We start from the raw sequence: 15,017 nt of genomic DNA, 5'->3' as shown, positions 1-15,017 counted from the left end.
GGATTGTTGATCTTTGTGCCAATGACGGCCCATGTGAATGAGGTTTTGAGGCCGCCAATCGCGGCTTGGCCGTCGGCATCCTGATCCGTGACTGTGAGGCTTTGGCTTGCTCGCTTCGTATCGCCGCTACATGGGCATCCTGATCATGGGTATCCTTGTGGCCCTCCTGCTGAGCAATGTGGTGCCGGATCCTCTCGGCCGCGGCATCTGGCGCGGCGGCGCGAAGCCCGATGCCGGCTGGTTCGGTCGCATGCACGGACAGCTTCAGGCTGCCGGTCTTTATCTTCAGGACAATTTCGGGTTCCGCGCCACCATGCCGGCGGCCCGCCGGGAATTGCGCGCCCTGGTCCATTCGCCGGACACGAAAAACGTCTATTTCGGCCGCAACGGGCAGATGTTCTGGTCCGGCCAGCGCGCGCCGGAGCAATCGGCGGGGCAATTGGTGCGTACGGGCGCCGTGGACCGCTTCGTGGAGTTGATGGAAAGCCTGCGCGACCATCTCGCGCCCCACGGGGTGAAGATGGTGGTCGCCCTGCCGCCCAACACCCAGTCGGTGGATACGGAAAATCTGCCCGCATGGCAGGATCACGTGCCGCCGCACACGACAGAATACACCCTCATGCTCCAGGGTCTCGCCAAGGCTGGCATACCCGCCGTGGATCTGCGCAAGGTGCTCAGGGCCTCGCCCGACGCGCGCCGCTATTTGCCCAACGACACCCATTGGACCAGCCTCAGCGCCGTCCTGGCCTTCAACGCCACCGTCGCGGCGGCCGGACATCCCGATTGGCAGCTCGACGTGAAGAAGGTGGTCGGGCCGCTTCAGCCCGCGCTGGTGGGTGATCTCGCACGCACGCTGCGCCTGACGCCGCCTTTGCCGGACATGAATTATGAATTGCGGCTGCCGCCCGGCATCAAGAAGGAACCGGACCCGGCCCTGCGGCTTCGGCACGAGGCGCGCGGCTTTAACGGCTATGTCATCCGCTACCGGAAAGAGGGGCCGCGGGTGCTGGTGGTGGGTGATTCCTACACGGTCGACATCTGGCCCGCCTTGTTCGGCTACACGCCCGTCTCCGAGGCCGGATGGATGCATTTCAGCCGCACCACCTTCGGCGCGTGCGATTTCGATTATGCGGACATTTATAATTTCAAGCCCGACCTGCTGATCATCGCCCGCACGGAGCGCATGTTCGCCTGCCTGAACGGGGCATGGCCGGCCCATCTGCCGAGCCCGAAGTGAGGCGTTCGGCGGATTTTTCGCGGCGCGGCTGCTGCGGCGCCGCAATTGGTGCTAGGTGCTTGCTTCACGCACGGTGAATCGGGCGCAGGCAAAGAGCGGGGCGGGCGTGGGCGGCGACACGGCACAGATTTCCTCCGCGCCGGAGCAAGTGGGCGACCCGGTGTCGGGCCACACGCTCAATGCCAATATCCAGGGCGCGCGCGGCTTGTTCTGCGCCATGATCTTCTTCTACCACGTCATCAATTCCGCCTTGCCGGCGCCGGCCGCCGTGACCGCCGGCCCATTGCATTTCGCGTTGATGAGCCTGTCCCACTCGGTGGAATTGTTCTTCGGCATCAGCGGCATCGTCATCATCGGCTCGCTGCGTCGCTCGCGCAGCGCCGCGGCCTTCCTGTGGAATCGCTCCACGCGCATTTTCCCGGTGCTGTGGGTGACGGTGGTGATCTTTCTCGCCATGAACATTGCCGGCGGGCGCCCGGAAGGTGTGCCGCCCCTGGCCTTGATCGCCGCGCTGCCGGCGAACCTGCTGGCCATGCCGCCGGTGGTCCCGGTTCCGTTGATCCACCCGGCCGCATGGTCGCTGAGTTACGAATTCGCCTTCTACCTCGTGTGCGCCTCCGGCTTTGCGCTTTTCGCGCTGGTGGGCCGCTGGGGTTATGCGCTGCCGATCGCGGCGGCGGCGCCCTTGCTGTGGATCCACACGCCCGCGCTGATGTTCATTCCCGGCGTGCTGGTGGCGCTGAACGCGGTGCCGCCGATCGCCCGCTGGATCGGGCTGCGCTTTTCGCTCGCGGCGCTGGTGGCGTTCCTGGCAGTCTGGCACACGGTGATCGAGATCGCGGCGACCAAGAAGCTGACGCTGCTGGCGTTTCTCACGTTCGCCGACTGGCGCAGCCTGCTGATGCCGCTGTCGCTGCTGCTCGCCTATATCCTGTTCATCGGCATGTCGTCGGGGGCCGGCGTTCTCGGGCGCATCCTGCGGACACCGGCCATGCTGTGGATGGGCACCATCAGCTACAGCTTCTATCTCTGGCACCCCATCGCCATGGCGTTCGTGAAGCTCGGTCTCTACAAGTCCGGCCTCGTCGCGCTGGCTGGGAATTGGTCGATGCCGATCTTCTTCGCGCTCGCACTTCCGCCGAGCCTCGCGCTCGCCTGGGCGAGCCAACGGGTCCTAGAAGTCCGCGTCACCAAATGGCTGCGCGGACGCAACGTCAAGCCCACGGCCGCCGCCGCGACCGAGGCTTGAGGGCGCCCGCTCGGATGCGCGCCGGGATCAGAGCGAGAAGCTGGTGCCGCAGCCGCAGGAGGACGTGGCCTGCGGATTGTCGATTTTGAAGGCGGCGCCGATCAGGTCGTCGACAAAGTCCAGGCGCGAGCCCGCGAGATAATCGAGCGAAACCTTGTCCACCAGGATGGTGGCGCCGTCCCGCTCGATAACGAGATCCTCGCTGTCACGCGCCTGCGTGACATCAAAGCGATATTGGAAGCCCGAGCAGCCGCCGCCTTCGACGCTGACCCGCAGCGCGCTTTCCGGCGCCTCGCCGGCGAGGATCTGCGCCACGCGGCGGGCCGCGCTTTCGGTCACGATGAAGGGACCCGAGGCGGGCGGGGGAGAAGAAGCGGTCTGCGGTGTCACGGCGCTGGACATGGCGGCCTTCGACGGTTGATCAGTGTTCGACATGATAGTTAAGTGCGGCCGCGCTTAAATTAAAGGGCATAGGGGTGGTAATGGCGGTTTTGGGATCGATCCCGCGCGTATCCTACGCCAGTGACCCCTTGCGTTCCCGAGGCCGGCTGCACCCCGAGCCTGAGGGCAGCCGCAATGTGTTTCGCCGCGATTGCGACCGCGTCATCCATTCCACCGCCTTCCGCCGGCTGAAGCACAAGACCCAGGTTTTCGTGTTTCACGAGGGTGATCATTTCCGCACCCGCCTCACCCACACGCTGGAAGTGGTGCAGGTGGCCCGCTCGATCGCCAGGGCTTTGGGGCTCGACGAGGATCTGGCGGAGGTGCTGGGCCTTGCCCATGATCTTGGCCATCCCCCGTTCGCCCATGCCGGAGAGCGGGCCCTGGACGTGTGCCTCCAGGCCCATGGCGGGTTCGATCACAATGCCCAGTCGCTGCGCATGGTCACCCGCCTGGAACGGCGCTACGCGGCCTTTGACGGGCTCAATCTCACCTGGGAGACGCTGGAAGGCATCGTCAAGCACAATGGGCCGATGACCGATCGGCAGGGCAGGGGAATCGGCCGCTATGCGGCCGGCGTGCCCCATGCGGTGAACGTGCATTCCGCCGCCCAGGACCTGGAATTGTGGAGCCATGCCGGCCCGGAAGCGCAGGTCGCCGCGCTCGCCGACGACATCGCCTATGACGTGCACGACATCGACGACGGCCTGCGCGCCGGCCTGTTCGCGCTGGAGGATCTCGCCGGCCTCCCGCTGGTGGGCGACGCGCTCGCCGAGGTCCGCGCGCTCTGGCCGACGCTCGATCGCAACCGCACCGCCTATGAGATGATGCGCCGGATCATCACCCGCTTCATCGAGGATGTGGTCCGCGAGACCGACCGCCGCGCGAAGGCGGCAGGGGTGGAGAGCGTCGAGGAGGTGCGGGCGCTGGGCCGGCCGCTCGTGGGCTTTTCCGCCGAGGTGCAGGCGGCGGAGGCGGCGATCAAGGGTTTCCTGTTTCCGCGCATGTATCGGCATGAGCGCGTCAACCGCATCATGGACGATGCCGCGCAGGTGGTGCGTGACCTGTTCGCGCATTTCCTGAGCGCCCCGGACGACATGCCGCCCGACTGGCGGCAGGACATCGACCCTTCCGACACGCCCCGCCTGATCCGCCGCGTGGCCGATTATATTGCCGGCATGACCGATCGTTATGCCTTGGACCAGCACGCCCGCTATTTTGACTCGACGCCGGATTTGCGTTAGGCGCCCGGTGCTCTCACCACATTGGAACGCCCCATGAACGTCTACGCGATCTTCGCCGATCACGTGCGAGAAGCCGTCGCCGAGCTAGCCCGCCAGGGTCAGTTGGGGGAAGGCCGCACGCCCGAGGGTCTCGATCTTGGCCGCATCGTGGTGGAGCCGCCGCGCGATCCGACCCACGGCGATCTCGCCACCAATGCCGCCATGGTGCTGGCCAAGGACGCCGGCATGAAGCCGCGCGATCTCGCCGAGCGCATCGCCGCCAAGCTGGCGGCCGTGCCGCGCGTCGCCAAGGTGGACGTGGCCGGGCCCGGCTTCATCAATTTGACGCTGGACGCGGCGTTCTGGCCGGTGGTGCTGGCGGCCATCCTGCGCGCGGGTCCCAATTTCGGGCGCTCCACCATGGGCGATAACATCCCGGTGAACGTGGAATATGTTTCCGCCAACCCCACCGGCCCCATGCATGTGGGCCATTGCCGGGGCGCGGTGTTCGGCGATGCCATGGCCAGCCTGCTGGCATTCGCTGGCTACAAGGTGACGCGGGAATATTACATCAACGATGCCGGGGCCCAGGTGGACGTGCTCGCCCGCTCGGTGTTCCTGCGCTATCGCGAGGCGGCCACTGGCGAGGCGGCGGAAATTCCCGACGGCCTGTATCCCGGAGATTATCTCGTCCCCGTGGGCCAGGAACTGGCCGGGATGCACGGCGGTGCGTTCCTTGAAGCGCCAGAGAGCGAATGGCTTCCGGTGTTCCGCACCTTCGCCATCGGCGCCATGATGGTGATGATCCGCGCCGATCTCGCCGCGCTGGGCATCGAGTTCGACGTGTTCTTCTCCGAGCGCTCGCTGACGGTGGGCGCCGACCGGGTCGGCCTGATGATCGAGCAGCTGCGCCGTTCGGGCGAGGTTTATGAAGGCCGCCTGCCGCCGCCCAAGGGCGCGCCCATCGAGGATTGGGAGGATCGCGAGCAGAGCCTGTTCCGCTCCACGGCGTTCGGCGACGACGTGGATCGCCCGTTGGTGAAATCGGACGGCAGCTATACTTATTTTGCCGGCGACATCGCTTATCACAAGGACAAGTTCGATCGCGGCTTCCGCCGCATGATCGACGTGTGGGGTGCGGACCACGGCGGCTATGTGAAGCGCATGCAGGCCGCCGTGAAGGCAGTGACCGGCGGCCAGGCGAGCCTGGACGTGGAATTGTGCCAGTTGGTCCGGCTGTATCGCAATGGCGAGCCGGTGCGCATGTCGAAGCGCGCGGGTTCTTTCGTGACCCTGCGCGAGGTGGTGGACGAGGTCGGGCGCGATGCGGTGCGCTTCATGATGCTGTTCCGCAAGAATGACGCGCCGCTGGACTTCGATCTCGCCAAGGTGATCGAGCAGTCTCGCGAAAACCCCGTCTTCTATGTGCAGTATGCGCACGCCCGCGCCCATTCGATCCTGCGCAAAGCCAAAGAACAGATTGCATCTTTGCCGGAAACGGCGGAAGTTTATGCCCATGCGCCGCTGGAGCGGCTGGACGATCCGGGAGAACTGGGGCTACTTGCGCGCCTCGCGGCCTGGCCGCGGCTCGTAGAACAGGCGGCCGCCGCGCGCGAACCCCACCGGATCGCCTTTTATTTGCACGATTTGGCCAGCGATTTTCACGGGCAGTGGAATCGCGGAAATGAATTGCCACATTTACGCTTCATTATGGAGAATGATCGAGAATTGACCTTAGCACGTCTGGCCTTGGTTCATGGCGTGGCAGCGGTGCTCGCTTCCGGGTTGTTGGTGCTGGGGGTTGAGGCTGTTCAGGAATTGAAGTGACCGCGTCGTCCGTTCCGAGCCGTGTGCCGTAAGGTTGGGTTTGGAGGGTGCGGGGGTTCCGGTCCTACCAAACATGATTGAGGCCACATGGGCGACGACAGCAGCTTGCGCTACCGGCGCGATGACGAATACGCCAGTCAGGCGCCGTCGGCGGCCGCGACTCCCGCTTCTCGCCGTCCGCGCAATGAAGATGCGCTGGCGGAACTGGCACGCCTGATCGGTGATCAGGACCCGTTCGCCGATTTCGCCGAGATGGGACAGGACCAGCCGCCCCCGGCGCCCGCGCCGCGTGCCCGCGCCGCCCGTCCGGACATCGCCGCGGCGCCGCAGTTTCCCGCCCCGCCGGTGGAACGCCGGTTCGAGGATTGGCAGCCGGGTCGCCGTGGCGCGCGCGAGGGTGCCGCCCCCGAGGCGACTGGCCGCGCCCTGCCGGCCGAGGACATGGCCCCGCGGGCACGCAGCCAGGACCCGCGTCTGCAGGACCCGCGTCTGCAGGACCCGCGTCTCCAAGATCCGCGCCTTCAGGACCCGCGTGGCCAGGATCCGCGTGGCCAGGACACGCAGGCCAGTTGGGAAGCCTTGGAGCAGGAGGTCGCCGCCGAGCAGAGCCGCACCTCGGTGCGCCTCGGCTATGGCTCGCTCTCCCGTCGCGCCGAGGGCCGCCAGCTTCAGGATGAATACGACCCCCGCCCGGCCGCCCCCTCCCGCCCGAGCGAGCCTCCCCCGCCTGCCGCCCGCTATGCGGATGAGGAGGAGGACGACGCCCAGGCCGGTTACGCCTATGGCGGTGCCGCCCAGGGCGACGGCTATGACGATTATGACGACACCTACGACCCCGCCTATGGCGAGGACGGCTATATGCCGCCCCATGCCGACGAGGTCTATGAAACCGAGCCGCGCCAGCGCAAGGGCCGCATGGCTTTGGTCATCGTGGCGTGTGTGGTGGGCATCGGCGTCGCCTCCGCGGGCGGGCTGTTCGCCTACCGCATGATGGGAAGCGGCGGATCCACGAACAGCGGCGAGCCGCCGCCGGTCATCAAGGCCGACAGTGCGCCGACCAAGGTGGCGGGGCCCACGCCCACCACCGGCACCGATGGGCAGAAGCTGATCTATGATCGCGTGGGCGGTGCGCCCGGCACGGAACGCGTCGTGCCCCGCGAAGAGCAGCCGATGGATGTGAACGCCGCAGCGGCCGCGGCGGCTGCCGCAGCCGGTGCAGCGCCGGCCGCAGCCGGGACCCCGTCGACCGAGCCGAAGCGGGTGAAGACCGTGGCCGTGCGGGCCGATGGCAGCCTGGTTGAAAATTCCGCGTCGGCCCCCGCTTCTGCGCTGCCCCCCGGCATCGCACCCACGGCCTATGCGCCCACGCAGAATCCGCTGCCCACGGGCGCTCCGGCGCCGAAGACCGTGACCACCACGGCGGCCGTCGGCGCGGCCTCGGCCGCCGCGCCCGCAGCTGCCGCTCCCGCGGCCGTCGCCAATGGCGCCTATGTGGTGCAGGTGTCCTCGCAGAAATCCGAAAGCGACGCCATGGGCTCCTGGAAGGTGCTCCAGGGTCGCTATCCGCAGCTGCTCGGCAGCTATAAGGCATCGGTCCGCCGCGCCGATCTCGGCGACAAGGGCATCTATTACCGCGCCCAGGTGGGACCGTTCTCGACGCGCGAGGAGGCGAATAACCTCTGCAACGCGCTCCAGGCCCAGGGCGGCACCTGCATCGTTACCCGGAACTGAGGCTGTCGACGGTTCAAAAAATAAAGGCCGGCCCTTTCGGGCCGGCCTTTTTCTTTGGAGAGCTGGGTTTCAGGCGGCGGACGGCGCCAGAGCCACGCCGAGCTGGCCGGCGAGATCCTGCACGAACTGCCAGGCGGTTCGGCCCGAGCGCGAGCCGCGCGTGGTGGCCCATTCCAGGGCCAGCGGCCGCCACTTGTCCTCTTCCATGGGAATCTTGTGGTGCGCCACATAGGCGGCGACCATCTCCAGATATTCGTCCTGGCTGCATTTGTGGAAGCCGAGCCACAGGCCGAAGCGATCCGAGAGCGAGACCTTCTCCTCCACGGCCTCGCCGGGATTGATGGCGGTGGAGCGCTCGTTCTCCATCATGTCGCGGGGCAGCAGGTGGCGCCGGTTTGACGTGGCGTAGAAGATCACATTGTCCGGACGGCCCTCGATGCCGCCTTCCAGCACCGCCTTGAGCGACTTGTAGGTGGTGTCGTCGCCATCGAAGGAAAGATCGTCGCAGAAAACGATGAAGCGGTGATGCGAGCCGCGCACCAGCGACATGAGGACCGGCAGGGTCTCGATATCCTCGCGATGGATTTCCACCAGCTTCAGCCGCCGCCCGCCGGCATCCGCGCCGAGAACGGTGTGGTTGATATGGGCGTGGGAGGCTTTCACCAGCGAGCTCTTGCCCATGCCGCGCGCGCCCCAGAGCAGGGCATTGTTGGCGGGCAGGCCACGGGCGAAGCGCTCGGTGTTGTCCACAAGCTGGTCGCGCACCCGGTCGATGCCCTGAAGCAGTTCCATGTCCACGCGGTTGACGCGCTTCACCGGCTCAAAGCGGTTCGGCTGGGTATGCCACACGAACGCGTCCGCCGCTTCGAAATCGGGCGTGAGGAGCGACGGCGGCGCGAGACGCTCCAGAGCGTCGGCGATGCGCAGCAGCAGGGCGTGGGTGGCGTCGGCAGGGGATTCGCTGGGTGGCGTCATTTTTGTCTCCTTGGCGCGGGGATAGCCGCGCCGGGCCGTCCCAGCAAGTTGGCAGCGCGGGCGTCACCGGCGCGAGACATGCGATCGCTGCATGGGGCCGGGCGGCGCGCGGGAATGGGGGCAGGGGAAGAGGGCCGGGGAAGGGGGAGGGCATATTGCGCTGCGGCAAGATTCCTTTAACTTGCCTCTGGCCTATTGGGGTGGGCTGGGTTCTGGAAGTTGAGGCAATGCCGCGTGCCTTCGGGCGGCGTGGCAATGCCGCATCGACGGAGACGACATGTCGCAAACCCGTTTGCCCCGTGCCATCGCGCCCGTATGCGTGCCTTTGCTCCTCGTGGCCGTTGGGAGTTCGCCCGCGGCGGCGCAGGAAGTCTCGACCCACGTTTCGCGTACCGCCAATGCCGATGGTTCCGCCTCGGTGACGGCCGCCGGCGCGCTGAACGGATGGAGCGCCGCGGAGTTCGGCGTCGACCTCTCCCTTTCCGCCGCTCCGATCACGACGGTGCAGCCGCGTTCCTCTCTGCCTTGGAACGCGACCGACACGTCGGGCGCCGTGGCCTGGGCGAAGGTGGCGATGCCGGGCGTATCGAATCTTCTGTTCTGGGACAAAGGCGCGGTGGACGTTCGGCTCGACCCGCTTCAGGACACGAGCCAGCTCGGTACGAGCTTTTCCCGGGAATGGGATCTGGGCGGCCATATCAGCGCTCAGGTCAGCGACAGTTATGCGGTGACCGTCTCCCCGTCTTCTTCCGGGGAGGGGTGGAGCAGCGATAAATCCCTGAGCCTCAACCTGCACGAGACCGGCACGCGCCTCAGTCTCGGCACCTCGGTCGCCAGCGATCGGCACACCTGGCTGCCCTCGCTGAGCGCCCAGCAGAATCTGATCGGGCCGCTGGTGCTCACCACCACGGTGGCCGACACCGGCACCGAGATCAACCGCTCCATCACGGCCGGCTTCCACAGCACTTGGTGAGGGGGCGGTTCCGCCGTCCCTATCCCAGGATGATGGCGATGAGGAAGCGCGCCGCCATGATCAGCAGGAACAGGCCGAAACCCATTTCCAGCGTTCTGCGCGACAGGCGGTGGGCGAGGCGCGCGCCGAACGGCGCGGTCAGCGCGCTCACCGGCGCCATGCAGGCGAAGCCAAGGGCCGAGACATAGCCGATCGAGAGCGGCGGCAGGTCCGCCATGTGGGGCCAGCCGGCCACCGCATAGCCGATGATGCCGGGAATGGGAATCAGCATGCCGATGCCGGCCGAGGTGGCGACGGCGGCATGGATCGGCACGCCGTACAGCCCGAGAATGATGCTGGAAATGCCGCCGCCGCTGATACCGATCAGCGAGGCCGCGAGGCCGATGAAGAAGCCGTAGGCCCACATGGCGGTGCGTCCCGGCAATTGGGTGCCGAGGCGCCACTCGGCGCGGCCGAGCAGGGCCTTGAGGCCCATCAGGCTGGCGATCACCACGAAGGCCGCCTGAAGAATCCAGCCGTCGAGGAAGGCCGCGATGGCGCTGCCGACGATGATTCCGAGTATGGCCGGGAGGCTCCAGGTCTTCAGCACCCCCTCCATCACCGCCCCGCGCGCCTTGTGGGCGCGATAGGACAGGAGCGAGGTGGGCACGATGATCGCGAGCGAGGTGCCGACGCACAATTGCATGCGGATGTCCTCGGCAACGCCGATGATGCGAAACACCTCGTACAGCACGGGCACGATCACCGCGCCGCCGCCGACCCCCAGAAGCCCGGCGAGCAGGCCCGTCACCACCCCGCCCACCAGCAGCGCCAGCGTCAGATAGGCGAGTTCGCTCCAGGGGATGGAGGAAAGCATGAAGGCGGCCTCGAAGGGAGGGATGCGCGACTGGAAAGCCCGCGGAATGGGGCGCCAACCTGCGCCCGAACCGGCGTTCCTGTCCAGATGTCAGGCGGCGGCGCGGCGGGGCGCGCGACGCACGTCGTTCAGGGCTGTGCGCAGCACGTCCAGCCCGGCGCCGGGGGCGATCCCCTCGGTGGACAGCCGGCGGCGGAAGGTGCGGGCGCCCGGCTTCCCGGTGAACAGGCCGAGCATGTGGCGGGTGATGTCGTGCAAGCGCCCGCCGGCCTCCAGATGGGCCGCGATATAGGGTTCGAAGGCCTCCACCGCCGCGAAGGCGTCGGCGTGCGGGGCGGCCGCGCCGTGGAACAGCGGATCGACCCCAAGCAGCAGTTCCGGATTTTGATAGGCCGCGCGGCCGAGCATCACCCCGTCGAGCCCCGCGCTTTCGGCCTGCGCCTGCTCCAGCGAGGCAAGGCCGCCGTTCAGCGCGATGGGAACATGGGGCAGGCGCGCCTTCAGGCGGCGCACGCGGTCATAGTCGAGCGGGGGAATGTCGCGGTTCTCGCGCGGTGAGAGCCCTTGCAGCCACGCCTTTCGGGCATGGACGATGAGCGCGTCCGCCCCCGCCGCGATCACGCCATCGGCCAAGGCATCCAGGGCGATTTCCGGGTCCTGGTCGTCCACGCCGATGCGGCATTTGACGGTGACCGGGAGCGCCACCTCGGCCTTGATCGCGGCAACGCAGCGCGCGACGAGGTCCGGCTCGCGCATCAGGCAGGCGCCGAAATTGCCGCCCTGCACCCGGTCCGAGGGGCAGCCTACGTTGAGATTGATCTCGTCATAGCCGAAATCCGCGCAGATCCGCGCGGCCAGCGCCAGCTGCCCGGGGTCGCTGCCCCCGAGCTGCACCGCGACGGGGTGCTCGGCCGGCGAAAAGCCAAGCAGCCGCGCGCGATCGCCATGAAGCACAGCCGGTGCGGTGACCATTTCCGTATAGAGCAGCGCCCGCGCCGACAGGGTCCGGTGGAACGCCCGGCAATGGCGGTCCGTCCAATCCATCATTGGGGCAACGGAAAAGATAAACGCTTGATATGTCATAGTCTTTTCGTAACTTCAGAACGTCTGGCGCGGCGATCGCAGGTGATTTTACCCCATGCGCCGTGCCTTTTCAGGTCTTTCGGCGCGGCAGCGCGCGCGGCGCGGACGGATCGGCCGTCTTCACTCAACCCATCCGGCGAGGTGGGCGGGTGGCCGACGGCGGGCGCGCGGGGAGGCCACCCACACAGCCCGGCCGCCGGCCGAACCCCACGGACCCAGGAGATGCGGCGGACCTGAGCACTCCGTAGGGTATTTTCGAAGCGGCGCCGCGCCCTGCGCAGCCCCCATGCTTCACGTCCCGACACGGGGAAGTTAGCGGAAGCGCGCGCGATGTCAAAGCACCCGATTCGCCCCCGATGCGGTCATCCCCCGCTATAAATGCGCACCGTCTCCAGAAATTTCGCGACCGATATGGGCTTGGAAAGATAGGCCTCGCACCCGCCCGCCCGGATGCGCTCCTCATCGCCCTTCATAGCGAACGCGGTCACCGCGACCACGGGAATGGAGCGCAGCTCGGGGTCGGCCTTCAGCCAGCCGGTCACTTCCAGGCCCGAGACCTCGGGCAGCTGGATGTCCATGAGGATCAGGTCCGGCTTGTGCTTGCGCGCGAGCGGCACCGCCTCCACGCCGGTGCGGGTCTGCACGGTCTGATATCCGTTGGCTTCCAGCAGATCGTGGAAGAGCTTCATGTTGAGCTCGTTGTCCTCCACGATCATCACCGTTTTCGGCATACCTCTGTCCCCGCCCATGAGGTCCGCCTCCGCGCCGGTGGCGCGGCTCCGAACATCGTGCTGCATGCCGACCGCTTCGCTTTTCGCGATAGGATCGGACATGATGGCTCAAGCTAGAGACCATTCGTTGCGGAAGCGCAAATGCCCATCAAAGATCATTCGAACACGCCGGCGCGGGTGCGGCAGGCGGCCGAGGCCGTCGCCGTGTCCGCGCTCGGCTTCCTGGCGCAGGAGCCGGACCGTATCGGCCGCTTCCTGGCCGAGACCGGGCTCGGTCCGGCGGAGCTGCGCGCGGCGGCGCGCGAGCCACATTTCAATGCCGGATTGCTGGCCTTCCTGCTGGCCGACGAGCCTCTGCTGCTTGAATTCTCCGCCCATGCCGGGCTGAAGCCGCAGGATGTGGCGCGGGCCCACGACGTGCTCAATCCGCCCTTCGATCCCGACGCACCGGCGCGCCGAGGGCGCTGAGGAGCCGTGAACGCGCCGCTTCCCGGCTTCTGCCGCGATTGCCTCGCCGATGCGGGAAGCGGGCCGAGGTGCGTTTCCTGCGGCAGTCCGCGCCTGGTGCGCCATGCGCAGATCGATTCGCTCACCGTCGCCCATGTGGATTGCGATGCCTTCTTCGCGGCGGTCGAGAAGCGGGATGATCCGAGCCTCGCGGATGTGCCGCTGATCATCGGCGGCGGCACGCGCGGCGTGGTGTCCACGGCCTGCTATATCGCGCGCATCCATGGGGTGCGTTCCGCCATGCCCATGTTCAAGGCGAAGGCGCTGTGCCCGCAGGCGGTGGTGCTGAAGCCGAACATGGAGAAATACCGCATCGCCGGGCGGCAGGTGCGCGCGCTCATGCAGGCGTTGACCCCTTTGGTGGAGCCGCTCTCCATCGACGAGGCCTTCCTCGACCTCGCGGGAACCGAGCGCCTGCACCGCCTCTCCCCAGGCCGCGCGCTGGCGCGCTTTGCCCAGCAGGTGGAGAAAGAGGTGGGAATCACCGTTTCCATCGGGCTTGCGAGCAACAAGTTCTTGGCCAAGACCGCCTCCGATCTGGACAAACCGCGCGGCTATTCGGTGCTGGGGCAGGCGGAGGCGGCGGACTTTTTGGCGCCGCGGCCGATCACCTTCATCTGGGGCGTGGGGCCGGCCTTTGGCGCGAAGCTCGCACGCGACGGGCTGAACCGCATCGCCGACATCCAGCGTCTCGGCGAAATCGACATGCTGCGCCGCTATGGGGCGGAGGGGCAGCGGCTGTGGCGGTTGTCGCTCGGCATAGACATGCGCAAGGTGGAGCCGCATCGCGAGGCGAAAAGCGTTTCCGCCGAAACCACGTTCGACACCGACATCCGCGATTTGCGCCCGCTGGAACAGATTCTCTACGGCCTGTGCGAAGAGGTGTGCGGCCGCCTGCGGCGCGGCGAGATCGCCGGGCGCACGGTGACGCTGAAGCTGAAGGGCGCCGATTTCCGTGCCAAGACCCGCTCGCGCGCGCTCGACACGCCGACGCAGCTCGCGGCGCGTCTCTATGAGGCCGCCCACGATCTGCTGGTGAAGGAGGTGGACGGCACGGCCTATCGCCTCATCGGCGTCGGCCTGTCCGATCTCGTGCCGGGCGCCGAGGCGGACCCTGCCGATCTCGTGGACACGAAAACCCCGCGCCTGAAGGCGGCGGAAGACGCCATGGAGCAGCTGCGCGCCAAGTTCGGGGCCGGGGCCGTGGATCGCGGCATCCTGCTGGGAGCAACCCCGCGCCATCGCCGGCTGCCGCGCCCGCGCTGAGACTGTCCCAACCCGGGACAGGGGCGGCACGGCGGGGAGAACGTGGCGGGACCGAACCGGGACCGAATCGCCCGCCGCCGCGTGTTCCGCCTGCGTTCCCCGGGCTTGCGCCAATCGACATTCACGTGAGCGGATTCGCCACCCTCCCCCCTTGTGGGGGAGGGCTGGGGAGGGGGGTATGGCGCCGCAAGCACCACCCTTGCCCGGACAAACGGAGAGATATTCCCCTCCCTGCCCTCCCCCGCAGGGGGGGGAAAAGCGGCGCCTCACGCACGCGATTGCGTGCCGGGAAGGCCAGGACGACAGGAAAGAGCCGCGCCCGATCAGTTTCGAACGTCAACCGATCCTAATCCGGCAGCTCTTCGTCCGGTGCGTTTTCGTCCGCAATGCGGCCGAGGAAATCCAGCGCGCCCTGGAGAATGAAAGCGGCGGCGTGCTGGTCGATCACCTGGGCGCGCTTCGCCCGGCTCGCGTCCGCCGCGATCAGCGCGCGCTCGACGGCGGCGGTGGAGAGGCGCTCGTCCCACAGGCCGATGGGCCGCTCGCTGATGCGCGCGAAATTGCGCGCGAAGGTGCGGCTCGCCTGGGCGCGGGGGCCTTCGCTGCCGTCCATGTTGAGCGGCAGGCCGAGGATGAAGGCGACGGCATTGCGCTCCTTGGCAAGGGTGAGCAGGCGCACGGCATCGGCAGTGAATTTGGTGCGCCACACGGTTTCCACCACGGTCGCGAGGCGCCGGTCGGGATCGCAGCTGGCGACGCCGATGGTCTTGGTGCCGAGGTCGAGCCCGATCAGCGCGCCGCGCATCGGCAGGAGGCCGGCGAGATCGAGGAGCGGCAGCACGCGAGCGGCAACCGGAGTGGGGACGGCGGGCGGATCCTTGCTCATTCCCCTCGCTAGCATGGGGCGTTCTCCCTCGC

The 15,017-nt window shown here is 67.5% G+C and carries 14 protein-coding genes; 8 read left to right on the top strand and 6 right to left on the bottom strand.

Annotated features, from left to right (window positions below):
* Positions 1–106: 106 nt before the first annotated feature.
* Positions 107–1,237 (top strand): alginate O-acetyltransferase AlgX-related protein, encoded by a 1,131-nt coding sequence (locus tag V5F78_RS09150; RefSeq protein WP_394071762.1) that lies wholly within the window; start codon positions 107–109, stop codon positions 1,235–1,237.
* Between the two features lie 106 nt (positions 1,238–1,343).
* The gene (locus V5F78_RS09145) at positions 1,344–2,486 is read left to right on the top strand and encodes an acyltransferase family protein (protein ID WP_394071763.1); all 1,143 of its coding nucleotides are present in this window, start codon (positions 1,344–1,346) and stop codon (positions 2,484–2,486) included.
* A 27-nt stretch (positions 2,487–2,513) separates the two neighbouring features.
* On the opposite strand, the gene erpA is transcribed toward V5F78_RS09145, so the two are convergent.
* A complete protein-coding gene (gene erpA, locus V5F78_RS09140) occupies positions 2,514–2,888 on the bottom strand; it encodes an iron-sulfur cluster insertion protein ErpA (protein WP_394071764.1) in 375 nt (124 codons plus the stop codon).
* 80 nt (positions 2,889–2,968) lie between these two features.
* On the opposite strand from erpA, the gene V5F78_RS09135 reads away from it, so the two are divergent.
* From V5F78_RS09135 to V5F78_RS09125, 3 genes are all read left to right on the top strand, one after another.
* Positions 2,969–4,171 (top strand): deoxyguanosinetriphosphate triphosphohydrolase, encoded by a 1,203-nt coding sequence (locus V5F78_RS09135; RefSeq protein ID WP_394071765.1) that lies wholly within the window; start codon positions 2,969–2,971, stop codon positions 4,169–4,171.
* 33 nt (positions 4,172–4,204) lie between these two features.
* Positions 4,205–5,977, top strand: a complete 1,773-nt coding sequence (gene argS / locus V5F78_RS09130; RefSeq protein WP_394071766.1) for an arginine--tRNA ligase — start codon at positions 4,205–4,207, stop codon at positions 5,975–5,977.
* Between the two features lie 87 nt (positions 5,978–6,064).
* Positions 6,065–7,708: an SPOR domain-containing protein gene (locus V5F78_RS09125; protein WP_394071767.1), complete on the top strand. Its 1,644-nt coding sequence runs from the start codon at positions 6,065–6,067 to the stop codon at positions 7,706–7,708.
* A gap of 69 nt (positions 7,709–7,777) precedes the next feature.
* On the opposite strand, the gene V5F78_RS09120 is transcribed toward V5F78_RS09125, so the two are convergent.
* On the bottom strand, positions 7,778–8,683 hold the full coding sequence (locus V5F78_RS09120) for an ATP-binding protein (protein ID WP_394071768.1): 906 nt from the start codon (positions 8,681–8,683) through the stop codon (positions 7,778–7,780).
* Between the two features lie 277 nt (positions 8,684–8,960).
* On the opposite strand from V5F78_RS09120, the gene V5F78_RS09115 reads away from it, so the two are divergent.
* A complete protein-coding gene (locus tag V5F78_RS09115; protein WP_394071769.1) occupies positions 8,961–9,656 on the top strand; it encodes a hypothetical protein in 696 nt (231 codons plus the stop codon).
* Positions 9,657–9,675: 19 nt separating this feature from the next.
* Here V5F78_RS09115 and V5F78_RS09110 read toward each other — a convergent pair whose 3' ends face one another.
* The 3 genes from V5F78_RS09110 to V5F78_RS09100 all read right to left on the bottom strand — a co-directional run bounded on the left by V5F78_RS09110 (position 9,676) and on the right by V5F78_RS09100 (position 12,326).
* Entirely contained in the window at positions 9,676–10,512 is an 837-nt protein-coding gene (locus tag V5F78_RS09110; protein WP_394071770.1) for a sulfite exporter TauE/SafE family protein, read from the bottom strand.
* A 90-nt stretch (positions 10,513–10,602) separates the two neighbouring features.
* Positions 10,603–11,595, bottom strand: a complete 993-nt coding sequence (dusA, locus tag V5F78_RS09105) for a tRNA dihydrouridine(20/20a) synthase DusA (RefSeq protein ID WP_394071771.1) — start codon at positions 11,593–11,595, stop codon at positions 10,603–10,605.
* A gap of 362 nt (positions 11,596–11,957) precedes the next feature.
* Positions 11,958–12,326 carry a response regulator gene (locus tag V5F78_RS09100; RefSeq protein ID WP_348848135.1) on the bottom strand — a complete coding sequence of 123 codons (369 nt, stop codon included), beginning with the start codon at positions 12,324–12,326 and terminating at the stop codon, positions 11,958–11,960.
* A gap of 141 nt (positions 12,327–12,467) precedes the next feature.
* On the opposite strand from V5F78_RS09100, the gene V5F78_RS09095 reads away from it, so the two are divergent.
* Together V5F78_RS09095 and V5F78_RS09090 are read left to right on the top strand one after the other, a co-directional pair.
* Positions 12,468–12,794, top strand: coding sequence for a DUF3572 domain-containing protein (locus V5F78_RS09095; protein WP_394071772.1), 327 nt, complete (start codon positions 12,468–12,470; stop codon positions 12,792–12,794).
* A gap of 6 nt (positions 12,795–12,800) precedes the next feature.
* The gene (locus V5F78_RS09090) at positions 12,801–14,099 is read left to right on the top strand and encodes a DNA polymerase IV (protein WP_394071773.1); all 1,299 of its coding nucleotides are present in this window, start codon (positions 12,801–12,803) and stop codon (positions 14,097–14,099) included.
* Between the two features lie 346 nt (positions 14,100–14,445).
* Here the strand turns inward: V5F78_RS09090 and ruvX are convergent, their stop codons facing one another.
* On the bottom strand, positions 14,446–14,985 hold the full coding sequence (ruvX, locus tag V5F78_RS09085; RefSeq protein ID WP_394071774.1) for a Holliday junction resolvase RuvX: 540 nt from the start codon (positions 14,983–14,985) through the stop codon (positions 14,446–14,448).
* Between the last annotated feature and the right edge of the window lie 32 nt (positions 14,986–15,017).

The sequence above is a fragment of the Roseixanthobacter glucoisosaccharinicivorans genome (assembly GCF_043195095.2).
Taxonomy (GTDB): Bacteria; Pseudomonadota; Alphaproteobacteria; order Rhizobiales; family Xanthobacteraceae; genus NCEH01.
Note: the sequence above shows the minus strand (reverse complement) of the source record. Positions and strands in the feature narration are given on the sequence as shown.

What these genes read in the sequence shown, in the direction of transcription:
- erpA (WP_394071764.1), bottom strand. Translation starts at nt 2,888, where the DNA reads ATGTCCAGCGCCGTGACACCGCAGACCGCTTCTTCTCCCCCGCCCGCC.
- V5F78_RS09135 (WP_394071765.1), top strand. Translation starts at nt 2,969, where the DNA reads ATGGCGGTTTTGGGATCGATCCCGCGCGTATCCTACGCCAGTGACCCC.
- argS (WP_394071766.1), top strand. Translation starts at nt 4,205, where the DNA reads ATGAACGTCTACGCGATCTTCGCCGATCACGTGCGAGAAGCCGTCGCC.
- V5F78_RS09125 (WP_394071767.1), top strand. Translation starts at nt 6,065, where the DNA reads ATGGGCGACGACAGCAGCTTGCGCTACCGGCGCGATGACGAATACGCC.
- V5F78_RS09120 (WP_394071768.1), bottom strand. Translation starts at nt 8,683, where the DNA reads ATGACGCCACCCAGCGAATCCCCTGCCGACGCCACCCACGCCCTGCTG.
- V5F78_RS09115 (WP_394071769.1), top strand. Translation starts at nt 8,961, where the DNA reads ATGTCGCAAACCCGTTTGCCCCGTGCCATCGCGCCCGTATGCGTGCCT.
- V5F78_RS09110 (WP_394071770.1), bottom strand. Translation starts at nt 10,512, where the DNA reads ATGCTTTCCTCCATCCCCTGGAGCGAACTCGCCTATCTGACGCTGGCG.
- dusA (WP_394071771.1), bottom strand. Translation starts at nt 11,595, where the DNA reads ATGACATATCAAGCGTTTATCTTTTCCGTTGCCCCAATGATGGATTGG.
- V5F78_RS09100 (WP_348848135.1), bottom strand. Translation starts at nt 12,326, where the DNA reads ATGCCGAAAACGGTGATGATCGTGGAGGACAACGAGCTCAACATGAAG.
- V5F78_RS09095 (WP_394071772.1), top strand. Translation starts at nt 12,468, where the DNA reads ATGCCCATCAAAGATCATTCGAACACGCCGGCGCGGGTGCGGCAGGCG.
- ruvX (WP_394071774.1), bottom strand. Translation starts at nt 14,985, where the DNA reads ATGAGCAAGGATCCGCCCGCCGTCCCCACTCCGGTTGCCGCTCGCGTG.